General features: G+C 39.7%; 20 protein-coding genes and 1 other RNA gene. 4 read left to right on the top strand and 17 right to left on the bottom strand.

What is annotated here, in order from left to right; all coding sequences use genetic code 11:
* Positions 1-129: 129 nt before the first annotated feature.
* From A2536_12270 to A2536_12260, 3 genes are read right to left on the bottom strand one after another with little or no spacing between them, the layout of a single operon-like run.
* Positions 130-435: a hypothetical protein gene (locus A2536_12270; GenBank protein OGF44534.1), complete on the bottom strand. Its 306-nt coding sequence runs from the start codon at positions 433-435 to the stop codon at positions 130-132.
* Positions 432-1,295: a 16S rRNA (cytosine(1402)-N(4))-methyltransferase gene (locus tag A2536_12265; GenBank protein ID OGF44533.1), complete on the bottom strand. Its 864-nt coding sequence runs from the start codon at positions 1,293-1,295 to the stop codon at positions 432-434. Before A2536_12265 ends, A2536_12270 begins: the two co-directional genes overlap by 4 nt.
* Positions 1,292-1,744: a hypothetical protein gene (locus A2536_12260; protein OGF44532.1), complete on the bottom strand. Its 453-nt coding sequence runs from the start codon at positions 1,742-1,744 to the stop codon at positions 1,292-1,294. The genes A2536_12265 and A2536_12260 overlap by 4 nt, the downstream gene beginning before the upstream one ends.
* A 112-nt stretch (positions 1,745-1,856) precedes the next feature.
* Between A2536_12260 and A2536_12255 the strand changes: the two genes are divergently transcribed.
* Complete coding sequence (locus tag A2536_12255; GenBank protein ID OGF44531.1) at positions 1,857-2,327, top strand: hypothetical protein; 471 nt, start codon at positions 1,857-1,859, stop codon at positions 2,325-2,327.
* Positions 2,328-2,460: 133 nt separating this feature from the next.
* Here the strand turns inward: A2536_12255 and A2536_12250 are convergent, their stop codons facing one another.
* The 7 genes from A2536_12250 to A2536_12220 form a co-directional block, all read right to left on the bottom strand.
* Positions 2,461-3,516, bottom strand: coding sequence for a hypothetical protein (locus A2536_12250; GenBank protein ID OGF44530.1), 1,056 nt, complete (start codon positions 3,514-3,516; stop codon positions 2,461-2,463).
* A gap of 112 nt (positions 3,517-3,628) precedes the next feature.
* Positions 3,629-4,135, bottom strand: a complete 507-nt coding sequence (locus A2536_12245; GenBank protein OGF44529.1) for a hypothetical protein — start codon at positions 4,133-4,135, stop codon at positions 3,629-3,631.
* 106 nt (positions 4,136-4,241) lie between these two features.
* Positions 4,242-5,255, bottom strand: coding sequence for a hypothetical protein (locus A2536_12240; GenBank protein OGF44538.1), 1,014 nt, complete (start codon positions 5,253-5,255; stop codon positions 4,242-4,244).
* A 283-nt stretch (positions 5,256-5,538) separates the two neighbouring features.
* A complete protein-coding gene (locus A2536_12235) occupies positions 5,539-6,039 on the bottom strand; it encodes a putative toxin-antitoxin system toxin component, PIN family (protein ID OGF44528.1) in 501 nt (166 codons plus the stop codon).
* Positions 6,036-6,278 carry a hypothetical protein gene (locus tag A2536_12230; protein OGF44527.1) on the bottom strand — a complete coding sequence of 81 codons (243 nt, stop codon included), beginning with the start codon at positions 6,276-6,278 and terminating at the stop codon, positions 6,036-6,038. Before A2536_12230 ends, A2536_12235 begins: the two co-directional genes overlap by 4 nt.
* 262 nt (positions 6,279-6,540) lie before the next feature.
* Positions 6,541-7,332, bottom strand: coding sequence for a hypothetical protein (locus A2536_12225; protein ID OGF44526.1), 792 nt, complete (start codon positions 7,330-7,332; stop codon positions 6,541-6,543).
* A gap of 1 nt (position 7,333) precedes the next feature.
* Positions 7,334-7,948 carry a hypothetical protein gene (locus tag A2536_12220; GenBank protein ID OGF44525.1) on the bottom strand — a complete coding sequence of 205 codons (615 nt, stop codon included), beginning with the start codon at positions 7,946-7,948 and terminating at the stop codon, positions 7,334-7,336.
* Between the two features lie 193 nt (positions 7,949-8,141).
* On the opposite strand from A2536_12220, the gene A2536_12215 reads away from it, so the two are divergent.
* Both A2536_12215 and A2536_12210 read left to right on the top strand, forming a co-directional pair.
* Positions 8,142-8,324 (top strand): hypothetical protein, encoded by a 183-nt coding sequence (locus tag A2536_12215; protein ID OGF44524.1) that lies wholly within the window; start codon positions 8,142-8,144, stop codon positions 8,322-8,324.
* Positions 8,325-8,414: 90 nt separating this feature from the next.
* On the top strand, positions 8,415-8,615 hold the full coding sequence (locus tag A2536_12210) for a hypothetical protein (protein ID OGF44523.1): 201 nt from the start codon (positions 8,415-8,417) through the stop codon (positions 8,613-8,615).
* Between the two features lie 292 nt (positions 8,616-8,907).
* Here A2536_12210 and A2536_12205 read toward each other — a convergent pair whose 3' ends face one another.
* Positions 8,908-11,112: a hypothetical protein gene (locus A2536_12205; GenBank protein OGF44522.1), complete on the bottom strand. Its 2,205-nt coding sequence runs from the start codon at positions 11,110-11,112 to the stop codon at positions 8,908-8,910.
* A 431-nt stretch (positions 11,113-11,543) separates the two neighbouring features.
* Between A2536_12205 and A2536_12200 the strand changes: the two genes are divergently transcribed.
* Positions 11,544-13,397, top strand: coding sequence for a GTP-binding protein TypA (locus A2536_12200; protein ID OGF44521.1), 1,854 nt, complete (start codon positions 11,544-11,546; stop codon positions 13,395-13,397).
* Positions 13,398-13,441: 44 nt separating this feature from the next.
* On the opposite strand, the gene rnpB is transcribed toward A2536_12200, so the two are convergent.
* The 6 genes from rnpB to A2536_12170 all read right to left on the bottom strand — a co-directional run bounded on the left by rnpB (position 13,442) and on the right by A2536_12170 (position 17,913).
* Positions 13,442-13,855, bottom strand: an RNA gene (gene rnpB, locus A2536_12195) — RNase P RNA component class A.
* Positions 13,856-13,866: 11 nt separating this feature from the next.
* Positions 13,867-14,571, bottom strand: coding sequence for a hypothetical protein (locus A2536_12190; GenBank protein ID OGF44520.1), 705 nt, complete (start codon positions 14,569-14,571; stop codon positions 13,867-13,869).
* A 15-nt stretch (positions 14,572-14,586) separates the two neighbouring features.
* Positions 14,587-15,231, bottom strand: coding sequence for a fructose-6-phosphate aldolase (locus A2536_12185; protein ID OGF44519.1), 645 nt, complete (start codon positions 15,229-15,231; stop codon positions 14,587-14,589).
* Between the two features lie 97 nt (positions 15,232-15,328).
* A complete protein-coding gene (locus A2536_12180; protein OGF44518.1) occupies positions 15,329-15,499 on the bottom strand; it encodes a preprotein translocase in 171 nt (56 codons plus the stop codon).
* 163 nt (positions 15,500-15,662) lie between these two features.
* On the bottom strand, positions 15,663-16,832 hold the full coding sequence (locus A2536_12175; protein OGF44517.1) for a hypothetical protein: 1,170 nt from the start codon (positions 16,830-16,832) through the stop codon (positions 15,663-15,665).
* Positions 16,833-16,911: 79 nt separating this feature from the next.
* Positions 16,912-17,913 (bottom strand): hypothetical protein, encoded by a 1,002-nt coding sequence (locus A2536_12170; protein ID OGF44516.1) that lies wholly within the window; start codon positions 17,911-17,913, stop codon positions 16,912-16,914.
* Positions 17,914-17,931 lie beyond the last annotated feature (18 nt).

Below are 17,931 nucleotides of genomic sequence, written 5' to 3'. Positions count from 1 at the left end.
TTACCTTTGCCTGCACTGGACTTTCACCAGCTTAAACAAATACGCTTCCCTTGGCACACTAGAATTTAGTGCTTTATTCTTAGTTATTGTTTAGTTATTAGTGCTTAGTCCTTAGTAATTTTCTTACCCTTAAAAGATGCTCAGCACAAAAGAAAACACCTTATTGAAGACACCCTTCTTCTCGTCTTCTTTCTGCACCAGAACAAGGGTTTCGAACTTATCCGGCGTGGTCAGGTTAAGTTCATTCTTTGCCACGCTCTCAATTCTCTCAAGGGACCTTAGTTTTGAAATTTCTATGTTTAAAATCCTGTTGTAGTTCGTCAATTCTGCTTTTTTCTTCTCCAGCTTATTTATTTCATACCCCGTGCGAACATTGTCAAGGTTTAGCCAGACAAAGAAAAGAACTGCTATCAGTAAGCCCGTTATAATCTTCATTTTTTCTCGGCCACCCGTAATTTCGCGCTCCGGCTCCTTCTGTTTTCCGCCGTTTCGCTATCGCTTGGTATTAAAGGCTTTTTAGTAACCGGCTCCAGGGTACACTCACCTTTTACAAACTCTTTCACAATCCTGTCTTCCATCGAGTGAAAGGAGATCACGCACAACCGTCCGCCGGAAGTCAAAGAAGCAGAAGCCTTTACCAGCCCTTCTTTTAAAGCTCCAAGCTCGTCATTCACCGTTATTCTTAACGCCTGAAAACTCCTTGTAGCCGGATGAATCTTCCCGTGCCGGTAAAACGAAGGCACCGCTTTTTTTATCGCCTCCGCAAGTTCTATCGTTGTATCAATCCGTTTTACTTTTCTGGTTTCTACTATTACCCTTGCTATCCTTCCCGCAAAGTTCTCTTCCCCTAATGTCCGGATCAGCTTTTCCAGATCCTCCTGCGGCAGTTCATTTACCAGTGCTCCCGCATCATACTTCGCATCACTTCCCATTCTCATATCAAGAGGCGCTGCTTCGCGGAAGGAAAACCCGCGCCCGGCGTCATCCAGTTGAAAAGAGGAAACCCCGAGGTCAAAAAGCGCGCCGTCAATTTTTGTTTCACCCAGCGCTTCATCGAGCCTTCTAAAATTCAAGTTAAAAAACGATACTCTGTTTTCAAATTCTTTAAGATTTTCTTTTGCGATTTCAATTGCCTTCAGGTCCCGGTCGAGGGCTATTACCTTGCAGTCTTTTTCCGTTTCAAGGATCTTTTTCGTATGCCCGCCGCCGCCTAAAGTAGCATCCAGATATATGCCGCCCGGTCTTACTTTCAAAAACTCAACTGTTTCAGCAAGGAGCACTGAAACATGTTTCATTTCATGATTCCGAGATCAAAGAGTTTCTGGGCTACACTTTCAAAAGGTTTGTCTTTCCCTTTTGCCAGGTAGTCATTCCATTTTTCTTTGGACCAGATCTCCATAAGATTCATCTGACCGATGACGGTGACATCTTTTACGATTGCGACTTTTGTACGCAGGTCTAAGGGTATGAACATTCTGCCTTGCTTGTCGAGCGCGGTTTCAGTGGCATTAGCGTAGAGTAGTCTGAGAAAATATCTTGTGTCAGCATTATTCTGGGAGAGTGAACGCAGATTTGTTTCGTAAATCTTCCATTCGTTAATCGGAAAGACACTCAAACAGTCGTCGTATCCCCTGGTGATTACGAATTTATCAATGTATTTTTCCGCCAAAGTAGACCTAAACTTGGCAGGCAGTATAATTCTGCCCTTTTTGTCAATCGAATGCTGGTATTCTCCCATGAACATAAGCTTTCCCTCCACTTTGAACCACTTTCAACCACAGTAAGTATACCGTAATCCACAGTATTTTGTCAAGTATTTATTGATTTATTGTAGGTTTTCTGGTAAAATTGCCGGTATGAAAAAACTTCGATTTTCTGGGAGATTGATAAAAGTCTACACATGGCAGAATAAGGACTTTGTACAGCACCCCGGTGCCGCCGTAATCGTCCCTTTTGTCAGCAAAGATAAGGTTATTATGGTAAGACAGCCAAGATTTGCCATAAATCAGATGACATGGGAAGTCCCCGCCGGAACTCTCGGAAAAGGCGAAAACCCTTTCATTTGCGCCAAAAGAGAGCTGGAAGAGGAAACAGGACTTAAAGCCGGAAAAATCAAGAAAATACTATCGTTTTACTCATCCCCCGGCTTTTTGCACGAAAAAATGCACCTTTACAAAGCCACAAACTTGAAAACCGGCCACATGAACCTGGACGATGACGAAGAAATAACCGTAAAAGTCTTTACAAAGAAAGAGCTTTTAAAGATGATAAGAACAGGGAAAATAATAGACGCGAAGACGATAGCTGCGTTGTTGTTGACCTTATAGGAAAAATACCTATTTTTCTAAAATTACTATTTATTTCATGTTAAACTGGATATTCGATAGAATTCACTTATTCTTATTAATTACAGGATACAAATAGCATTTTTTTAAACAAATACTTCATTTCAATACTCCCTTATTTCTGTAGTTCATAACAAATAATTTTTACTTTTGTTTTCAACGGATCACACTTGTAATATACAACCCCTGCATTTATATCAGCATTTGACCGCTGACAAGCATATATATTCCCATAATAATCAATAGTTGGATAATATCCGGGAATATAGTCAACGTTTTTAGGTACCTGAACTTCTGCTAAAATATCGCCATTTGTACTGTATTTTCTTACAACGCCTTCGTATATATATACATTATTTTTTCCATCAAAACCTATAATATTCTCTGATTTTACAGGTACTTTCATTTCTTCTTTTGTATCTAATTTCTTTCTTTCTAATCCATTCGCAATATGTTCCTTCTTGTATCTGCGTAATCCAAATTTAGCATTTTCTTTCCCTTTCTTTATATTTTCTTTATTAGTAAGAACAGCATCCCAGATGTCACCATTTGCATCTTCATAAAAATTTACATCTTCCTTTGCAATATCTTTTTCAGAATTTTCTATTTTAACAGTATTTTTTCCATTAGAATCAAACTTATAGCCATTATTATAATATTTAAATATTTTACTAGCTTTATCATAAATTCCCCCGCGCAAAGTAATAGAAACATTCCCAGACCAGGATACAAACGCTCTGTTTTCTGTTGCAGCATTAGTTAAATCTTGCTCTCTTACCTTCTGACCATTTGAATTAAAAACCATAAGACTAAATATTTTCAAAGCGCCATCACCAAGCGTATACAAATTATCTTCTTTATCCATCCCTATTCCAATACATGCTCCTTTAATTTCAAGAAGAAACTTACCATTTTTATTATATTTCAATATTCTTCTTTTATGGCTATCAAAGAGGTAAAGATCTCCTTTTCTATCCCCATAAACTAGCCCAGGGGCAACAAGGCATCCAGCAGCAACCCCACCATCTCCTAGCTGATGATCTCCGGCTCCAACTTCCAATTCAACAATTACTCGCGGTTTATAAATATCTAAACCAAAACACAGATTAGACAAAACACACACTCCAAACAAAAACACTTTCATATTGATTTTAGACTTTCTTCTTAACATTAAAACCCTCCTTTTAAATATAGCATTTTAATACAGGGAACAGACCCCTTGTTTTCCCTAAATAAATATCTCACATGGTTATGAGTCCGGAATGTGAAATTTAACTATTCCGCTATCTTTCGCACGGTGGATATTGTATCGGGGCTGTGCCGGTGCTTTCTATGACGGCGGTTTTCATACCCTGATTTTCACCATCTCTTATTTCTTTTAACTCTATGGAAAATTCCCAGTTATCACCGTAATCAAAGAAAAATAACATTCTGTCGCCAACAGTCTTAAAAGCTTCTGTTATTTTAACTTTTTCAACGCCTTTAAAATGAGGTCTTGACGGACCTTCATCCAACTCCAGATCTGCAAACAACTCAAACCCAATTTTAGAGTCACTTCCTCCTCTTTCAAAATCACTATAAAATCCAAACGGATGATCAAAGAAGAATCCAAAAGCCTTTGTTATCGCATCAGCTAACTTATACAAAGTTTTTTCAGCTTCTATTTGTATTTTCCTCATTGCTTTTACATCGCAATCAAGTACTGCAATTTCAAATATATAAAACGTTCTGTTTTTAATTTTTCTACCCTCATTTTTTCGCGTCCCTCCATACAGGGACATATTTACCATTTATGTCCCTCTACATAACACTCTCTATTTCACCTGAGGACATTTATTTGTGGAGCCAGCGACTCCGCAAGCTTGGCTCTATATATTTTCAGACAATACCACTTTGTTATTTTTTTCTACTTAACTCGGCTTCCAGCTCTTCTATCGAGGGAAGACTCGATTTTAATTCCTTCGGCAGACTTTCTTTAATCTTTGTTTCCCACTCCGCAATACCCATCGGCTTTGAATAACCCTGCAAAGAATATTCAGCTATCATCTTATTCTTTTGCTTAACAAGCAGGAGCCCGATCGTTGGTCTATCCTCTTTGTGCTTCAATACATCATCAACCACATTCAAGTACATATTTAATTGACTTATATGCCCCGGCTCAAAATCGCCTGCTTTTAATTCTATCACAACATAGCAACGAAGTTTAAGATGATAAAATAAAAGATCCACGTAAAAATCGTTATCCCCTAGTTCCAGATGCATCTGCCTACCTACAAAAGCAAAACCAGCACCAAGCTCCAGTAAGAATTTTTGTACGTGATCAATCAGCTTCTGTTCCAATTCCGCTTCTCGCCTTGGTTGGGCGGTACCAAGAAAATCAAAAATATAGGGATCTTTAAAAACCTGATTTGCCATATCAGAATCAAGAGGCGGAAGAGCGATTTCAAAATTATTCAGCGTTTTACCCTGACGGTCATAAAGATGAAGCTCTATTTGATGGACCAAAACCGGACGGGACCAACCATGCTCTAATGCCTTTCGCGCATACCAAAGCCGTGTTTTTGACTCTTTAAGCTTGTCTAATAGAGTGATATTATTATACCAAGTTATTTGTGCAAGTGCCCCTTGCACAATTGAGTTATCCGGCCAGGCTTCTGCAAAAGCACGCATATATTTGAGGTTCCGAGGAGAAAAACCTTTCATATCCGGAAATTCTTTTGCTAAATCGGACGAAAGGCGGTCTATAACTTTAGAGCCCCACCCCTCTTCTTTCTGTTTTTCAAGTATTCCTTTTCCAATATCCCAATACATTAAAACAAGGGCAGCGTTACTTGCAAGAACAACGCGCAAGCGTTCGGTCTGAACTCTTTTTTTAATCTCCAAAAAGAATAAACCATAGCTTTTAGGCATTTTTGATAACGACGGTGCAACAGGAAATACAACCTCTTCTTTTTTCCGACCAAGACGACCCCTATCATCACCAATCGAAAGTGAATGGTTTACTGTTTTAGGCTTGAGTTTCCTAGGTTTGCTTTTTCTTTTAGGTGTATGTCCAACCCTTTTCATTTTAAACCCCCACAATGGTATTTTATCAAATTCTTATATGAAAATATACAACCGGATTTTCCTTTTTCCCCTCACACTAGAGTCACCGATGTTACCATATGGGGAGGACGACTCTATAAAATGTTTTTTAAAGCTTGCGTTGCTTTATTTTTCCTGGCTTATGTACCAAGTATTTTGCATGCTTTTCCCCTGCAAAGCTCTCGTCATTTATCGATTCTGATCCATTCATTCGTAAGAAATCGGCGGGTTTAAGGATTGAAATTCCCTTATATTTTTTTACTTCCAGAAGATGAGAATCTCCGGAAACTATTATCTCTGCTTTATAGGCAACGGCACATTCCAGGACCTTATTGTCGCTCTTATCGGATTTTATTACAGTCAGTTTTTCGACGGGTTCGACCAATTCGGCGTTGTTCAGTATTCTTTTGATTTGTTCGTTAACGGCTAAGTTGTTTAAATGGAACTTTCTGAGATAAACTTTTGAAAGCTCTTCCAATATCTCTTTTGAAACACCAAGCAGAATATCGCCGGTAAAGGCAAGTTTTAACAGCTCTTCAGGTACTCCACCGGGAAAGACAGTAGCAGAAATATAAACATTCGTATCAAAAACAACCCTGGGCTTTTTCACTTTCCCGCCCTGTACTCATGCACGAGTCTTTCAACATCAGATTCATCGTAAACACCAATCGCTCTTGCCACAGCAGCTGCTTCTTTCTGAAGGCCTTTGAACTGCCGCCATTCTATATATTCTTTCAGCGCGTCCGCCACTATACTGCTGCAATTTTTCATCTCCGTTTTCTGCATCCGGTTTAATTCCGCAGCAAGTTCATTTGGGATGGTAACCGTTATAGCTTGTACAGTTTTCATAACGCCTCCTTGATATGATATAATTATATAATGCTATTATGCTTTTGTCAAGCGGGAAAAGCGATTTCACTGATTACAAGACTATCGGATTCCACTGATACAAGATATGGTGTCAATGAACTAGAATCTGAAAATCCCTCCATCTTTATTTCTATACTTTCCTATACTTGGACAAAGTGGTGACAAGCGACAGAACGCTTTTGGACTTTCAAGATTTTACCTTATAGACCTTATGGACTTTTCAGACGTTATAGACTTTCTTTTAGAGCATCTTCAAAATCAGCTCTCTATCCAGTAGTTTTAACTCGTTTTTGTCTTCAAGGAAGACTTCTACGTCTTTTCTTACGGCGGCGAAATCCACCTTTTTGAGTTTTTCGGCAAGAAATTCTTTATAAGTCAATTCTGTGAGCTTCAGGTCTTTTTTTTCTGTTTGGATAACGGCATTATTAAGAAGTTTCAGATTGGGAATGATCCTTTTTCCTAAATACCAGACAAGATCATAAAAGTCCCTGCCTTTGGTGTATTTTCTAAAAAAACAGGCGTGAAGTTTTCCGGCAAAAAGCGAGGGCAGGTCAAAAGTGTTTACGGCAAAAACGAACCTGTCGGTCACGGGGACGATAACGCTTTTACCGCCTTTAGGGGGATTGGAATCAATTTCAAGTTTTACCAGGAACTTCTCAGTAGACTGACCCGGAAGATCAATCTTATCGTACAAGCCGCTGAACCTGAGAAGAACACTGTTTACTGTCTGAACTGTTCTTCTTTTTTCCTCAACTTTAAAACCGTTCTTACCCAGCTCAAAGAGCAGAGAGTCCGCAATCTTGTTAAAATCATATTTTTCTTTTTTTACCAGTGAAAAATCCAAGTCCTCGCTGTATCTTCGCAGGTTATACAGAATACGAAGCGCCGTTCCGCCTACAAAAGCGATGTTTTCAAAATACCCGCGATCAAAAAGGATCTTTAGCATGAGGATCTGTAGAAACTCACGGGTCCTGTTTACCCTCTCTTCACCGCTTTTACTTTCTTTGATGCTTTGCTTGATGACTTCGATCATTTTATTTCACCCCTTTTACAATTTCCAGCAACCTTTCATTATTAAACAGCTTCGCGAGCATCAGAAGCTTTGCACGGCTAAGCCGCACGGAAAGGTTAAAACGGTACGACTCCCTCAGTACTTCGACACCGTCCCCTTTCAACTTACTAAGATTTAAATAAATAAAATCCACCACCGCCTTCTCCGGTTCGGCAAAAAGATATGTAAGTCCGCCCTCATCCTTCTTTGCTGTAAACCCGGTAAAACATTCCGGTTTGAGATGCCTGTACGAAAAAGTTCCGAATGAATTCTCAAACACTTCAGTTTTCTTGGTGGTAATACAAGTCAGTGATGCCGCCCTCTCCGGAATAATCCCGTAAAACGAAAGCGCATATTCCAGACTGACATAAGACGGCTTATACATTTCTGAAGCGATAAATAACCTCGAAGGCGAGAGTTTTCTGTCTTTCTCATTTAAAATATAAAGGCCTCTTCTTAATGCAAGGAGTTTCCCGCTCTGTTTCCAGCGGGAAAGCTGATTCTTTAATTCCTGACTGCCTCCGCCAAACATCTTTAGGACCTGCCAGCTAAAAAGAGGCATTCCTGACACTTTGTCTCTCAATTCCATATAAGTCACAATTTATCTCCATTTCCATTAATAATCATATATGATTACTTATAGAAACAGTATAACATAAATTATTCATACTGTCAATCCTGTGCAATTCGCTAACCGCTTTTTCACACAGTAACAACTTCTTGAAAAGCCCGCTCAAAACAGGTATAAATGAGCTGAAGTTAAAACCAATAATAGATCTCGGGAGCTGAAAATGGAACGACTTGAGTATTTTTCGCTGTATTTTGCAAATTGTAAAAATGTTTTGGATATCGGATGCGGGGAAGGAGTATTCCTGGAGATTAAGAAAAGAAAAGGAATTACTTCCCTTGGAGTGGATATTGATAAGGGCGTAGCTGAAAGATGCGCAAAAAAAGGTTTACAGGTTATTTGCTAGGATATTTTTTTATTTTTTAAAGATAAAACCACAATATATGACGGGATCATTATCAGTAATCTCGTCGAGCATCTTCAGCCAAATCAGTTTATGGAACTTTTAGAAAAAAGTTTCAATTCTCTCAAGTCAGGAGGAATAATACTTGTAGCGGTTCCTGATCCCAAGAACATCAAGGATGTTTTCGGAGATTTTTGGGAAGACCCCACGCATGTAAGAATGTACCCCCTCAATGTACTAAATAAATTCTTTACTGCCGCCGGTTTCAAGGTGGAAAAACTGGCTGAAAAATAATATGACTATCCAAAGCTGCTCTGGAAAATCAGGGATGCTTTTAGAAATGCCCTCATTGGTCCTTACTGGGGAAGGTCAGAACTTTACGTGGTAGGCAAAAAATTATGAACCTCTCCGAGTTTATCCGCCTAAAAGATTGGCGGATCCGCTAAGAGCGAGATCTCGGCAGAAACTCTGACGGACAGGCAGCTCGGGGTTTTCTTTGGCAGACCGTCATAAAATTTCACATCCTTAACTGCTGACCATGCCTGCAAAAGCATCTATAGATACAGCGCTTTTCAAAAAACAATACTTACATAAGCCTGTACTCGGAAGGGGTGTGTCCTGTTTGTTTTTTAAACAACTTTGCAAAATACTTTGTATCCGTATATCCGGTTTTCGCAGCTACTTCTCCAATGTTATATCTTATATCCGATAAAAATTCTTTGGCTTTATCCATCTTTACTTTTACCACATAATCAAATATAGTACTGCCTGTTTCCATTTTAAACACCTTCCCGACATGTGAAGGGCTTAGACGCACTTCTTTAGCTATATTTTCAAGGGACATTACTTTATCGTAATTTTCCTTTATACAACTCATAATATTTTCAACAACCTTACTATAAGTCTTATGGTGTTTTGATAACAAAGATATTTCTTTTGACAGATGTTCAAGCATCTCTGCCGGTTCCTTTTCTTCTCTCATTACTTTGGTTATATTATTTTTTGCCAGATTAAATATTATATCGAAGTTATTTATATCCGCATACGGGTTTTTATAGTTTTTTAAGAGAAATTTTGCGCCGGCGTAAAAAGGTTTTGCTTTCAATATTTCTTTATCTTCCCAAAAAGCTGTTTTTGCGGGAAAAGGCCATCCTCCGTCAATTTCAAACTGCCGGCTGACTTTCATACTGGTTATATACTTTAAAAATGCATTTGCAGATTTCGGATATCTTGTATTTTTTGGAACGCAAAGCGCGTTGCCCCGGATAATATTATAATGCGCCGCGTCCTTTTGCATTTTCGGCAAAGGAGCAATTCCAACTTTTTCTTTATAAAAATCATCCTTCTTGTATTGCGAGAACATAAATTCACACTTCGTAATATTAAAAACACTTTCGCAATTCCTGAACATATCCGCGACTGTAGGAGTTGAAAAAGAATGTATTATCTCTTTTGGCATTATTTTATGAATATAAATTAAGTCCTTCATTAACTGCAGGGCCTCTTCTGCTCTCTTACTATTTACAATAGAAATGCCCTCGCTATCATAGATATCCCCGTTATTACCCCATATTGTTTCAAATAACATTCCAGTCAAGATCGCTTCATGACTCCAATAAGCCAACAAACCGTTTAACTTTGGATCTTTTTCCCCTTTAACAATATACTTTGCTGCATCGATCAATTCCTGCCAGGTTTCAGGAGGAGTTATTCCATATTTATTCAGCAAGTCTTTTCTGTAAAATAAATGTCTTGAATCCACATCATCGGGAATTCCGTAGACTTGCCCGTTAATAGTGCAAGCTTCCAAAGCACCTTTAAAATACATATCTTTAGTAATACTGTCATCCAAACTCATCAATTGATTATCTAAGGCAGGCTTGCAGAGTTCTTGAAATGATAAACCTATAACTCCAAGCGGAGTATTTTGAACCGCAAGGGAATTTTGTATTTCATGTCTTGACCCGATTTCCTCCATTTTATTGATTACAATATTGGGATTAGCATTTTTAAAATCTTTTAACATTTCGTCTTTCAGGAACCAGCTCCATAGATGGTATTTTATTTCCGTATCACTTATAACTTTTTTGCCCGAGCTATTATCAACTAAAGGTATCTTATTTATTGCAATACCGTTTTTCCCTATTATGACTTGTCTCGTTTTTGTATCATAAAAAGTTCCTTTGGCTTTTAGAATATTAATCGTCCTTGCTGTATCTCCTTCGCTCTCCAATTGTTTTAATATAACTACATTATCAACAAGCTCCGGCAAAGGCGAGGTATTCCCCCCGGTATTTCTTCTTTCAAAATCCGAAGTGGTTACTATGCAAGATATCCCCTTTTTTTGTATAAACATCAGAACTTTGTATATATCTTCATAGGCTCTTTCTTTTACCATTCCTGAAAATCCGTCGATCACGATCCTTTGAATCTCAGAGGTATTCATAATAGTCAGGAGCCGTTCTTCCAGTTTTTTTATTCCCGAAGGATTTATATACACCAAAAAAAGATCTTTATTTTTTAGATGATAATTCCAATCAACATTTACAATATTGTAATACTGGAGTGAGCTTTTGGGATCTTCCAGCAAGGAGATATAAACACACTTTTCATTTAGCTTTAGTCCTTCTTTTATAAACTGTAATGAAAGTATGGTTTTTCCGGTTCCCGATTGGCCGGAAAATAAAGTACGGCTTCCTTTTATTATTCCGCCATTAAACATATCGTCAAGACCGGAGATCCCTGATTTAATACGCTTTAGTTTATTTTCTTCTATGTAGGGCCGCCTCATAATTTTATCCTGAATTTCAAATATTTTAACACTTTCTTTTAAGACCTGTAAGCCGCAGTTGAATATTATTTACGATATCTGTGAATTTTCAAGAACCTTCTGAATTATATAATACTCTTCCCTCATTGTCAACGTTCTCACATGAAATTCGCTGTTTACTTGCTGTTTAATAATTTCTGCCGTTTACAGTAAAATATTAACACGAACTGCTTAAAAAATGCTATAATACTTTTTTAGTATTGTTTTACCTTTAACTGATTTTATTAACCTTCCTAAGAGGAAGTAAACCCTAGTAGAGAAAGCAGCTGTACCGGAAGGTACGTTAGCTTTACAAGGCATCTATAATGCATGCTTTATCAGCAGTTTTCTCCGGTTGGGCAGGATATTCAAATTAGACATTCTATTAAGAATGAAAGGAAGAAAAAGCAGTGATGACAAAGAGAGAAAGTATAAGAAATATTGCAATAATTGCGCATGTTGACCATGGGAAAACTACGCTTGTTGACGCTATGCTGAAACAGACCCATGCTGTTAAAATCAATGTAGAGACAACCGATCTCATCATGGACAGCATGGATCTCGAGCGGGAGAGAGGCATCACCATCAAAGCTAAAAATGCTTCCCTTGTCTATAAAGGCATAAAAATAAATATCGTTGATACTCCTGGCCATGCCGATTTTGGCGGTGAAGTGGAACGAACTCTAAGAATGGCTGACGGAGTCTTGCTGCTGGTGGATGCGAAAGAAGGCCCTATGCCTCAAACGAAGTTCGTCCTCAAAAAAGCGATGGAACTGGGTCTGCGCGCCATCGTTGTGATTAATAAAATTGACAAACCTTACGCAAATGTTGACGAAGCGGTAAATAAAACTTTTGACCTTTTTGTAAAACTAAACGCAACACATGAACAGCTGGACTTTCCCATAATTTATGCCTCCGGTTTGCGCGGATTAGCTACCGCTACACCGGAAGAATTGGCAGTCAAACTTGCCGATGTGAACACATCTCCGGACATTGCGCCCTTATTTGAAAGCATTGTTAACAATATACCCGCGCCGGAAGTTGATCTGGAAGATTCCTTTACGATGCAGGTTTTGGCTCTGGCTTATAATAATTACAAAGGCAGAATCGGAATTGGTAAAGTAAAATTTGGCAAAGTTAAGAATGGCCAGCAGATGCTGCTTGTTAAGGCTGACGGCTCGAAAACAACCGCGCAGGTTACGAGCCTGCAAATGTATGACGGGCTCAAACAGGTGGATGTAGATGAAGCCGAAGCCGGTGATATTGTAGCAATCGGCGGTTTCGAAGAAATTCACATAGGCGACATTGTAACTGATCCTGTAAATCCAAAGACTATGCCCCCGGTAATGATAGAACCGCCGACCATCAAGATGACCTTTGGCGTCAATTCTGCTCCGGGTTCAGGAAAAGAAGGCAAATTTTGTACGTCAAGAAATATAAGAGACCGTCTGGAAAAAGAACTTGAAACTAATGTAGCGTTAAAAGTCGAAGGGTTAGACCAGGGTACTGATACTTTTCTGGTTTCAGGAAGGGGCGAACTTCATCTTTGTGTCCTTATCGAAACCATGAGAAGAGAAGGTTTTTGTCTTCAAGTCGGACAACCCCAGGTCATTTACATTGAAGAAAACGGCGTAACACTTGAGCCTTATGAAACTGTATATATAGATGTACCGCACGAACACCAGGGTATTGTAATTCAGGAACTTGGAAAACGCGGCGGCGAGATGCAGCATATGGATTCAACTTTAAGCACTGACGTCCATGCCGAATATTTGATTCCCACCCGGGGGCTTCTCGGGCTAAAGAACCTTCTTATGACCAGAACCAGAGGAACAGTTGTAATAAACAATCTTTTTGATTCCTATAAGCCTGTGCACGATATTGACCTTCGTGATAACGAACACGGCTCTTTAATTGCCTTTGAATCAGGAATATCCAATCCATACGGACTGGACAATGCCCAGGAAAGGGGAGTTTTATTTATCAATCCCGGAGTGGAAGTTTATGAAGGAATGGTTGTCGGTAAACACAGTCTGGAAACTGATCTTGAAGTAAACGCCTGTAAAATCAAACATAAAAGCAATCAAAGAGCGGTAGGCAGCAGCGACCCGGTGGTACTTCCCCCTCCGGTCGATGTGACACTCGATTTCGCAGTAGAATACGTAGGCCCGGATGAACTTGTAGATGTGACTCCAAAAAACATCCGCATCAGAAAGCAAATCCTCTCTTCTACGGAAAGAAAAAGAATACAAAGAAAAGAGAAGTAGAACAAAAAAAAGACCCCGCATTGGGTTTACCCAAGCGGGGTCATATTTGGAACCGGGCCATAAGCCGAATTCTGTTCTTATAGCCATTTCTCTAAGGATATTGGTTACCCAATACCTCTTGCGGCCTACCCGGGGAAACAAGCGGCACCACTTTATTGACTTCCCCCTATTTGGCCTTGCTCCGGATGGGGTTTGCCATGCACTCGCCGGTTACCCGGCGGCCGGTGGGCTCTTACCCCGCCTTTTCACCATCCCCTGAACCACTCATCCGCCAAAGCGGATTCGGGTACAGGGCAAGACCACACCCTAACCCATGATTCAGGAAGTCTGTTTTCTGTGGCACTTTCCGTCCCTGTCCCGTTACGGCACAGGTCCCGCGAGTTACGCGGCATCTTGGCCTTCTGGAGTTCGGACTTTCCTCTTCTGCAAAAGCAAAAGCGGCTATTCGCGCCGGTACCAATCTAATTTTTTAACCGTGTAAAATTCTTCCGCAAGTTTCGCAGAGTATTACTTTTTCAAATTTCTTTACTTCTATTGCTTCCTGGGGTCGGAGGTTCATATAACAACCTTGACAACTGCTGCCTTCTACCTTCGCAATGCCTTTTCCTCCGACATTAGCTCTTACTTCTTCATATTTTTTGAGTAATCCGGAATTTTCCACTTTAGCAGCTTCTTCATTTCTCTGCTTTTTCACAATTTCGATATCTGCGTCCAGTTTTATTCCGTCTTCCACACATTTTGCTTCAAGTTGTTTTAATTTCGTTTCTTCATCTTTTACAGCATCAGCACTTTCAAGCACCTTTTTCTTGTAGTCATCATCAGCAACCATTGCCGTGATAATATTTTCTTCTAATTTTCCGGCTTCTTCCGTTCTGGTCTGGATCTCATGCTTGATCGCAGCATAAGAATTATTATCTTTCACTGCATACTGCTGTTCCTGAAGCTTTTTAATCTCTGCATTTTTAGCCGCAAGTTCAAGTTCTTGTAGTTTCCTTCCCTTTAAAAGATCATCACTGCTTCTCTTCACCGCCGCAAGCGCCGATTGCGCCGCAGCTAGGGCAGCCTGTTGCCCCCCAAGCTGCTTTGGTATATCAGCTTTGCTTGCCTCTATATCATCTATCTTTGTATCTAAATCTTGAACCCTAAGTAATATTTCCAGATCATTTTTAAGCATTAAACCCCCGTTCAATCAGGTCTTCTTTTTATTCCAATCTTCAAGGAACTTTTTTATTCCGGCATCAGTATAAGGATGTTTTATCATAACTTCAAGCACTGACTTCGGAACACTTACAATATCAACTCCGGCAAGTGCCAGATCAATAACATGCATTGGCACTCTAATACTTGCCGCAAGAATCTTTGTCTTAATATCATAGTTGGAATATATCCGGGCGATTTGAGCCACCATATCAGTGCCGCAAGCCCCTCCGTCATCAACCCGTCCCACAAAGGGTATTACAAAGTCTGCGCCTGCCTTCGCTGCAATCAAAGCCTGTGAAGGAGAAAAAACAAGAGTAATGCTTGTCATGATCTTCTTCTTTTTTAGAACACCTGCAGCTTTTAAACCTTCTTTTATCATCGGTAGTTTTATAACGATGTTATTTCCTATCTTCGAGTATTCTTCAGCCTCTTTTATTATACCGTCAAAATCAGTCGCTATTGGTTCAACATTAATAGGTCCTGAAACAACCTTCGCGATTGCACTGATCGCCGTTACTATATCTTTACCTTCTTTTGCTAATATGGAAGGGTTGGTCGTAACCCCGTCGCAAAGCCCGAGTTCGACATATTCCTTTATTTCGCTAACATTTGCTGTGTCAAGGTATATTTGCATACTCGTCCTCCGCTCAATATTTTACAGATATCCATTGTACCAGAATTCACCATCAACTTAAAGCCCAATATATTCCCGTCAAAAACGGAGATCGAGTCTATTTTTTGCCTTTTTTTTCTTTAGAACCGGTATCTTCATCTTTCATTCCGCTCTTAAACTCTTTTATTGACTTGCCGAGAGACCTTCCAACCTCCGGAAGTTTTCCCGCGCCAAAGATCAAAAGAGCAATAACAAGTATTAGTATTAACTCCGGTAAACCTATATTCATAAAATTCCTCCTTAAGAAAATGACTAAGTACTAGTGACTAAGGACTATTTATCGTTGGCGGAAAACATCTCCCGCCTCATAATTTATTTCTTTTTTAATAATCTCGCGGCGCATTTTTCCGCTTCCTTATATAGTCACTAGTCATTAGTCATTTGTACTTAGTTTACAATGTTTTCACAAAAGCACTGATTCTCTTAACGGCTTCTTTAATATTTTCATCTGAATTGGCAAAGCAGAAACGGACGAAACCCTCGCCACTCTCGCCGAAGGATGAACCGTTAACGGCAGAAACACGGGCTTCTTTTATCATCTTTAAAACAAAGTCCTCGGATTTCATATTTAATTTTGAGATGTTAGCAAATGCGTAAAAAGCACCTTCCGGCTGTATGCAGGAGATCTTATCGGTGGCATTAAGACCTTCCGATATTATTTTTGCTCTGCCCCTGAACGCTTCCACCATCTTCGCAACGCAATCCTGCGGGCCGGTAAGCGCGGCGACCGCGGCTTTCTGCGCTACGGAGTTGGCATGCGTAATAGTGTAGAGCGATACCTTGCGAAGGCCTGCGGAAATTTCCTTGGGGGCTACGGCAAAACCTATCCTCCAACCGGTCATAGCATACGTCTTGGATAGGGTGAACTGCGTAACGGTCAGGTCACGCATCCCCGGGAGAGAACCGATAGAAAGATGCTTCGTTTTTCCCAAGATAAGTTTTTCATAGGACTCATCGGACAAAACAAATATGCCTCTTTCCGCCGCAAGCTTGGCGATGGCTTTCAGATTGGATTCCGTCATCACTCCGCCGGTCGGATTATTCGGGCTGTTTATCACTATCACTTTGGTCTTAGAGGTTATCTTCGCTTTTACTTCATCCGGCATCATATTAAAACCGTTTTTTTCTTTAATGGTAACAAAAACCGGTTTGGCCTCCAAAATACCAAGGACCCCCAGATACACAGGCCACACAGGATCAGAAACAATTACTTCATCGCCCGGATTAACCATTGTCTGCAGCGCGGAAAATATCGCTCCGATACCACCCTGTGTTACGGTAATCTCGGTTTCAGGATCATAATCCAGTCCATTTTCAGATTTAAATTTGACCGCCGCCGCTTTTCTAAGTTCCATAATTCCCGGACCGGGCGTATAATGTGAAAAACCATCCTTTATAGCCTTGATCGCTGCTTCTTTAATATGCTCAGGAACATCAAAATCCGGTTCTCCAAGATCCATCCTTACTACATCTTTCATCTGCATTACCATATCCGATATTTTTCTAATTCCGGACATAGGCGCATTTATCACATTCAGGTTAAGCTTTGCTTTAATATCCATCTTCTTTCTCCTTACATTAACTCTCTTCCCCCTGATTTTCATAGGGGGAAGGTACCGGTTGGGGGTAATTTATTCTTCTCTAATAATTCCGCTCTATTGAGAACTCCGCCATTTTAATAAGGGCTTCTTTGAATTCATTTTGCGGCAGTTTCTCCAAAGAAAACGTTGCTTTTTTTACAAATATTTTAGCTTTCAAGTAGGATTTTTCAAGAGAAGAGTATTTTTTTAGCAGCCCTGAAACATAAGTAATATCTGCTTTTTCTTTCTTGCCTTTTCTGATTTTTGCAATTATACTTATTATTTTCAGCCGTTCGATTTTATTCGCGCTTTTTAAGACGTATATTACAGGCAAAGTAAGTTTACCTTCCAGTAAATCCGAGGCCACCGGTTTTCCAAGCACCTCTTCCTTTGCTGTATAATCTAAAATATCATCCATTATCTGAAATGCAATCCCCAGGTTACTTCCATATGTTCTCATGGCTTTAGCCTGTTCTTTGTTTGCTCCGGCCAGGACGGCTCCCGTTTCACACGCTGCCATAAAAAGTACCGCCGTCTTTCCTGTTATGACCCTAAAGTATTCTTTCTCAGTAATAGAAGTTTTAAAAAGTCCGGTAACCTCTTCGATTTCGCCTTCAACCAGTTTTTTTGCGGCATCACCGTAAATTTTCAGGGACTTTTCCACAATTTTTGAATTTTCCAAACCATAGAGCAGGGAAACTGAAAACGCAGTCAGAAGATCTCCCGCAAGCACAGCTTTTTTATTGCCATAAAGGGAGTTAAGAGTCTCTTTTCCTCTTCGCAAGGGGGCACTTTCTATCACATCGTCATGTAAAAGGGAAGCATTATGCAGCATTTCTATGACTGCGGCAAAATCAAGAGCTTGTTTTAAATATTTCATTTTATCTTTGGAATTAACAACTCTATAGGCCATCATAAGCAGAGAAGGACGAAGTTTTTTCCCTCCGCTGAATAGTTGCCGTTTTATTCCAGGGACAAACTTTTCCACACTAAGAGCAATAGAAAGCAGTTTCTCATTTATCAAATCAAGGTCTTGTTTAATAATTTTCGAACTCGAATTCATATAATACCTTTCTTTTTT

The sequence above is a fragment of the Candidatus Firestonebacteria bacterium RIFOXYD2_FULL_39_29 genome, assembly GCA_001778375.1.
Taxonomy (GTDB): Bacteria; Oederibacteriota; D2-FULL-39-29; order D2-FULL-39-29; family D2-FULL-39-29; genus D2-FULL-39-29.
The sequence above is the reverse complement of the archived record's forward strand: the minus strand, read 5'-3'. Positions and strand labels throughout refer to the sequence as shown.

Bases quoted from the DNA above. Each gene is read 5' to 3' on its own strand.
- A2536_12270 (OGF44534.1), bottom strand. From the start codon at position 435: ATGAAGATTATAACGGGCTTACTGATAGCAGTTCTTTTCTTTGTCTGG.
- A2536_12265 (OGF44533.1), bottom strand. From the start codon at position 1,295: ATGAAACATGTTTCAGTGCTCCTTGCTGAAACAGTTGAGTTTTTGAAA.
- A2536_12260 (OGF44532.1), bottom strand. From the start codon at position 1,744: ATGTTCATGGGAGAATACCAGCATTCGATTGACAAAAAGGGCAGAATT.
- A2536_12255 (OGF44531.1), top strand. From the start codon at position 1,857: ATGAAAAAACTTCGATTTTCTGGGAGATTGATAAAAGTCTACACATGG.
- A2536_12250 (OGF44530.1), bottom strand. From the start codon at position 3,516: ATGTTAAGAAGAAAGTCTAAAATCAATATGAAAGTGTTTTTGTTTGGA.
- A2536_12245 (OGF44529.1), bottom strand. From the start codon at position 4,135: ATGGTAAATATGTCCCTGTATGGAGGGACGCGAAAAAATGAGGGTAGA.
- A2536_12240 (OGF44538.1), bottom strand. From the start codon at position 5,255: ATGCCTAAAAGCTATGGTTTATTCTTTTTGGAGATTAAAAAAAGAGTT.
- A2536_12230 (OGF44527.1), bottom strand. From the start codon at position 6,278: ATGAAAACTGTACAAGCTATAACGGTTACCATCCCAAATGAACTTGCT.
- A2536_12225 (OGF44526.1), bottom strand. From the start codon at position 7,332: ATGATCGAAGTCATCAAGCAAAGCATCAAAGAAAGTAAAAGCGGTGAA.
- A2536_12215 (OGF44524.1), top strand. From the start codon at position 8,142: ATGGAACGACTTGAGTATTTTTCGCTGTATTTTGCAAATTGTAAAAAT.
- A2536_12210 (OGF44523.1), top strand. From the start codon at position 8,415: ATGGAACTTTTAGAAAAAAGTTTCAATTCTCTCAAGTCAGGAGGAATA.
- A2536_12205 (OGF44522.1), bottom strand. From the start codon at position 11,112: ATGAGGCGGCCCTACATAGAAGAAAATAAACTAAAGCGTATTAAATCA.
- A2536_12200 (OGF44521.1), top strand. From the start codon at position 11,544: ATGACAAAGAGAGAAAGTATAAGAAATATTGCAATAATTGCGCATGTT.
- A2536_12190 (OGF44520.1), bottom strand. From the start codon at position 14,571: ATGCTTAAAAATGATCTGGAAATATTACTTAGGGTTCAAGATTTAGAT.
- A2536_12185 (OGF44519.1), bottom strand. From the start codon at position 15,231: ATGCAAATATACCTTGACACAGCAAATGTTAGCGAAATAAAGGAATAT.
- A2536_12180 (OGF44518.1), bottom strand. From the start codon at position 15,499: ATGAATATAGGTTTACCGGAGTTAATACTAATACTTGTTATTGCTCTT.
- A2536_12175 (OGF44517.1), bottom strand. From the start codon at position 16,832: ATGGATATTAAAGCAAAGCTTAACCTGAATGTGATAAATGCGCCTATG.
- A2536_12170 (OGF44516.1), bottom strand. From the start codon at position 17,913: ATGAATTCGAGTTCGAAAATTATTAAACAAGACCTTGATTTGATAAAT.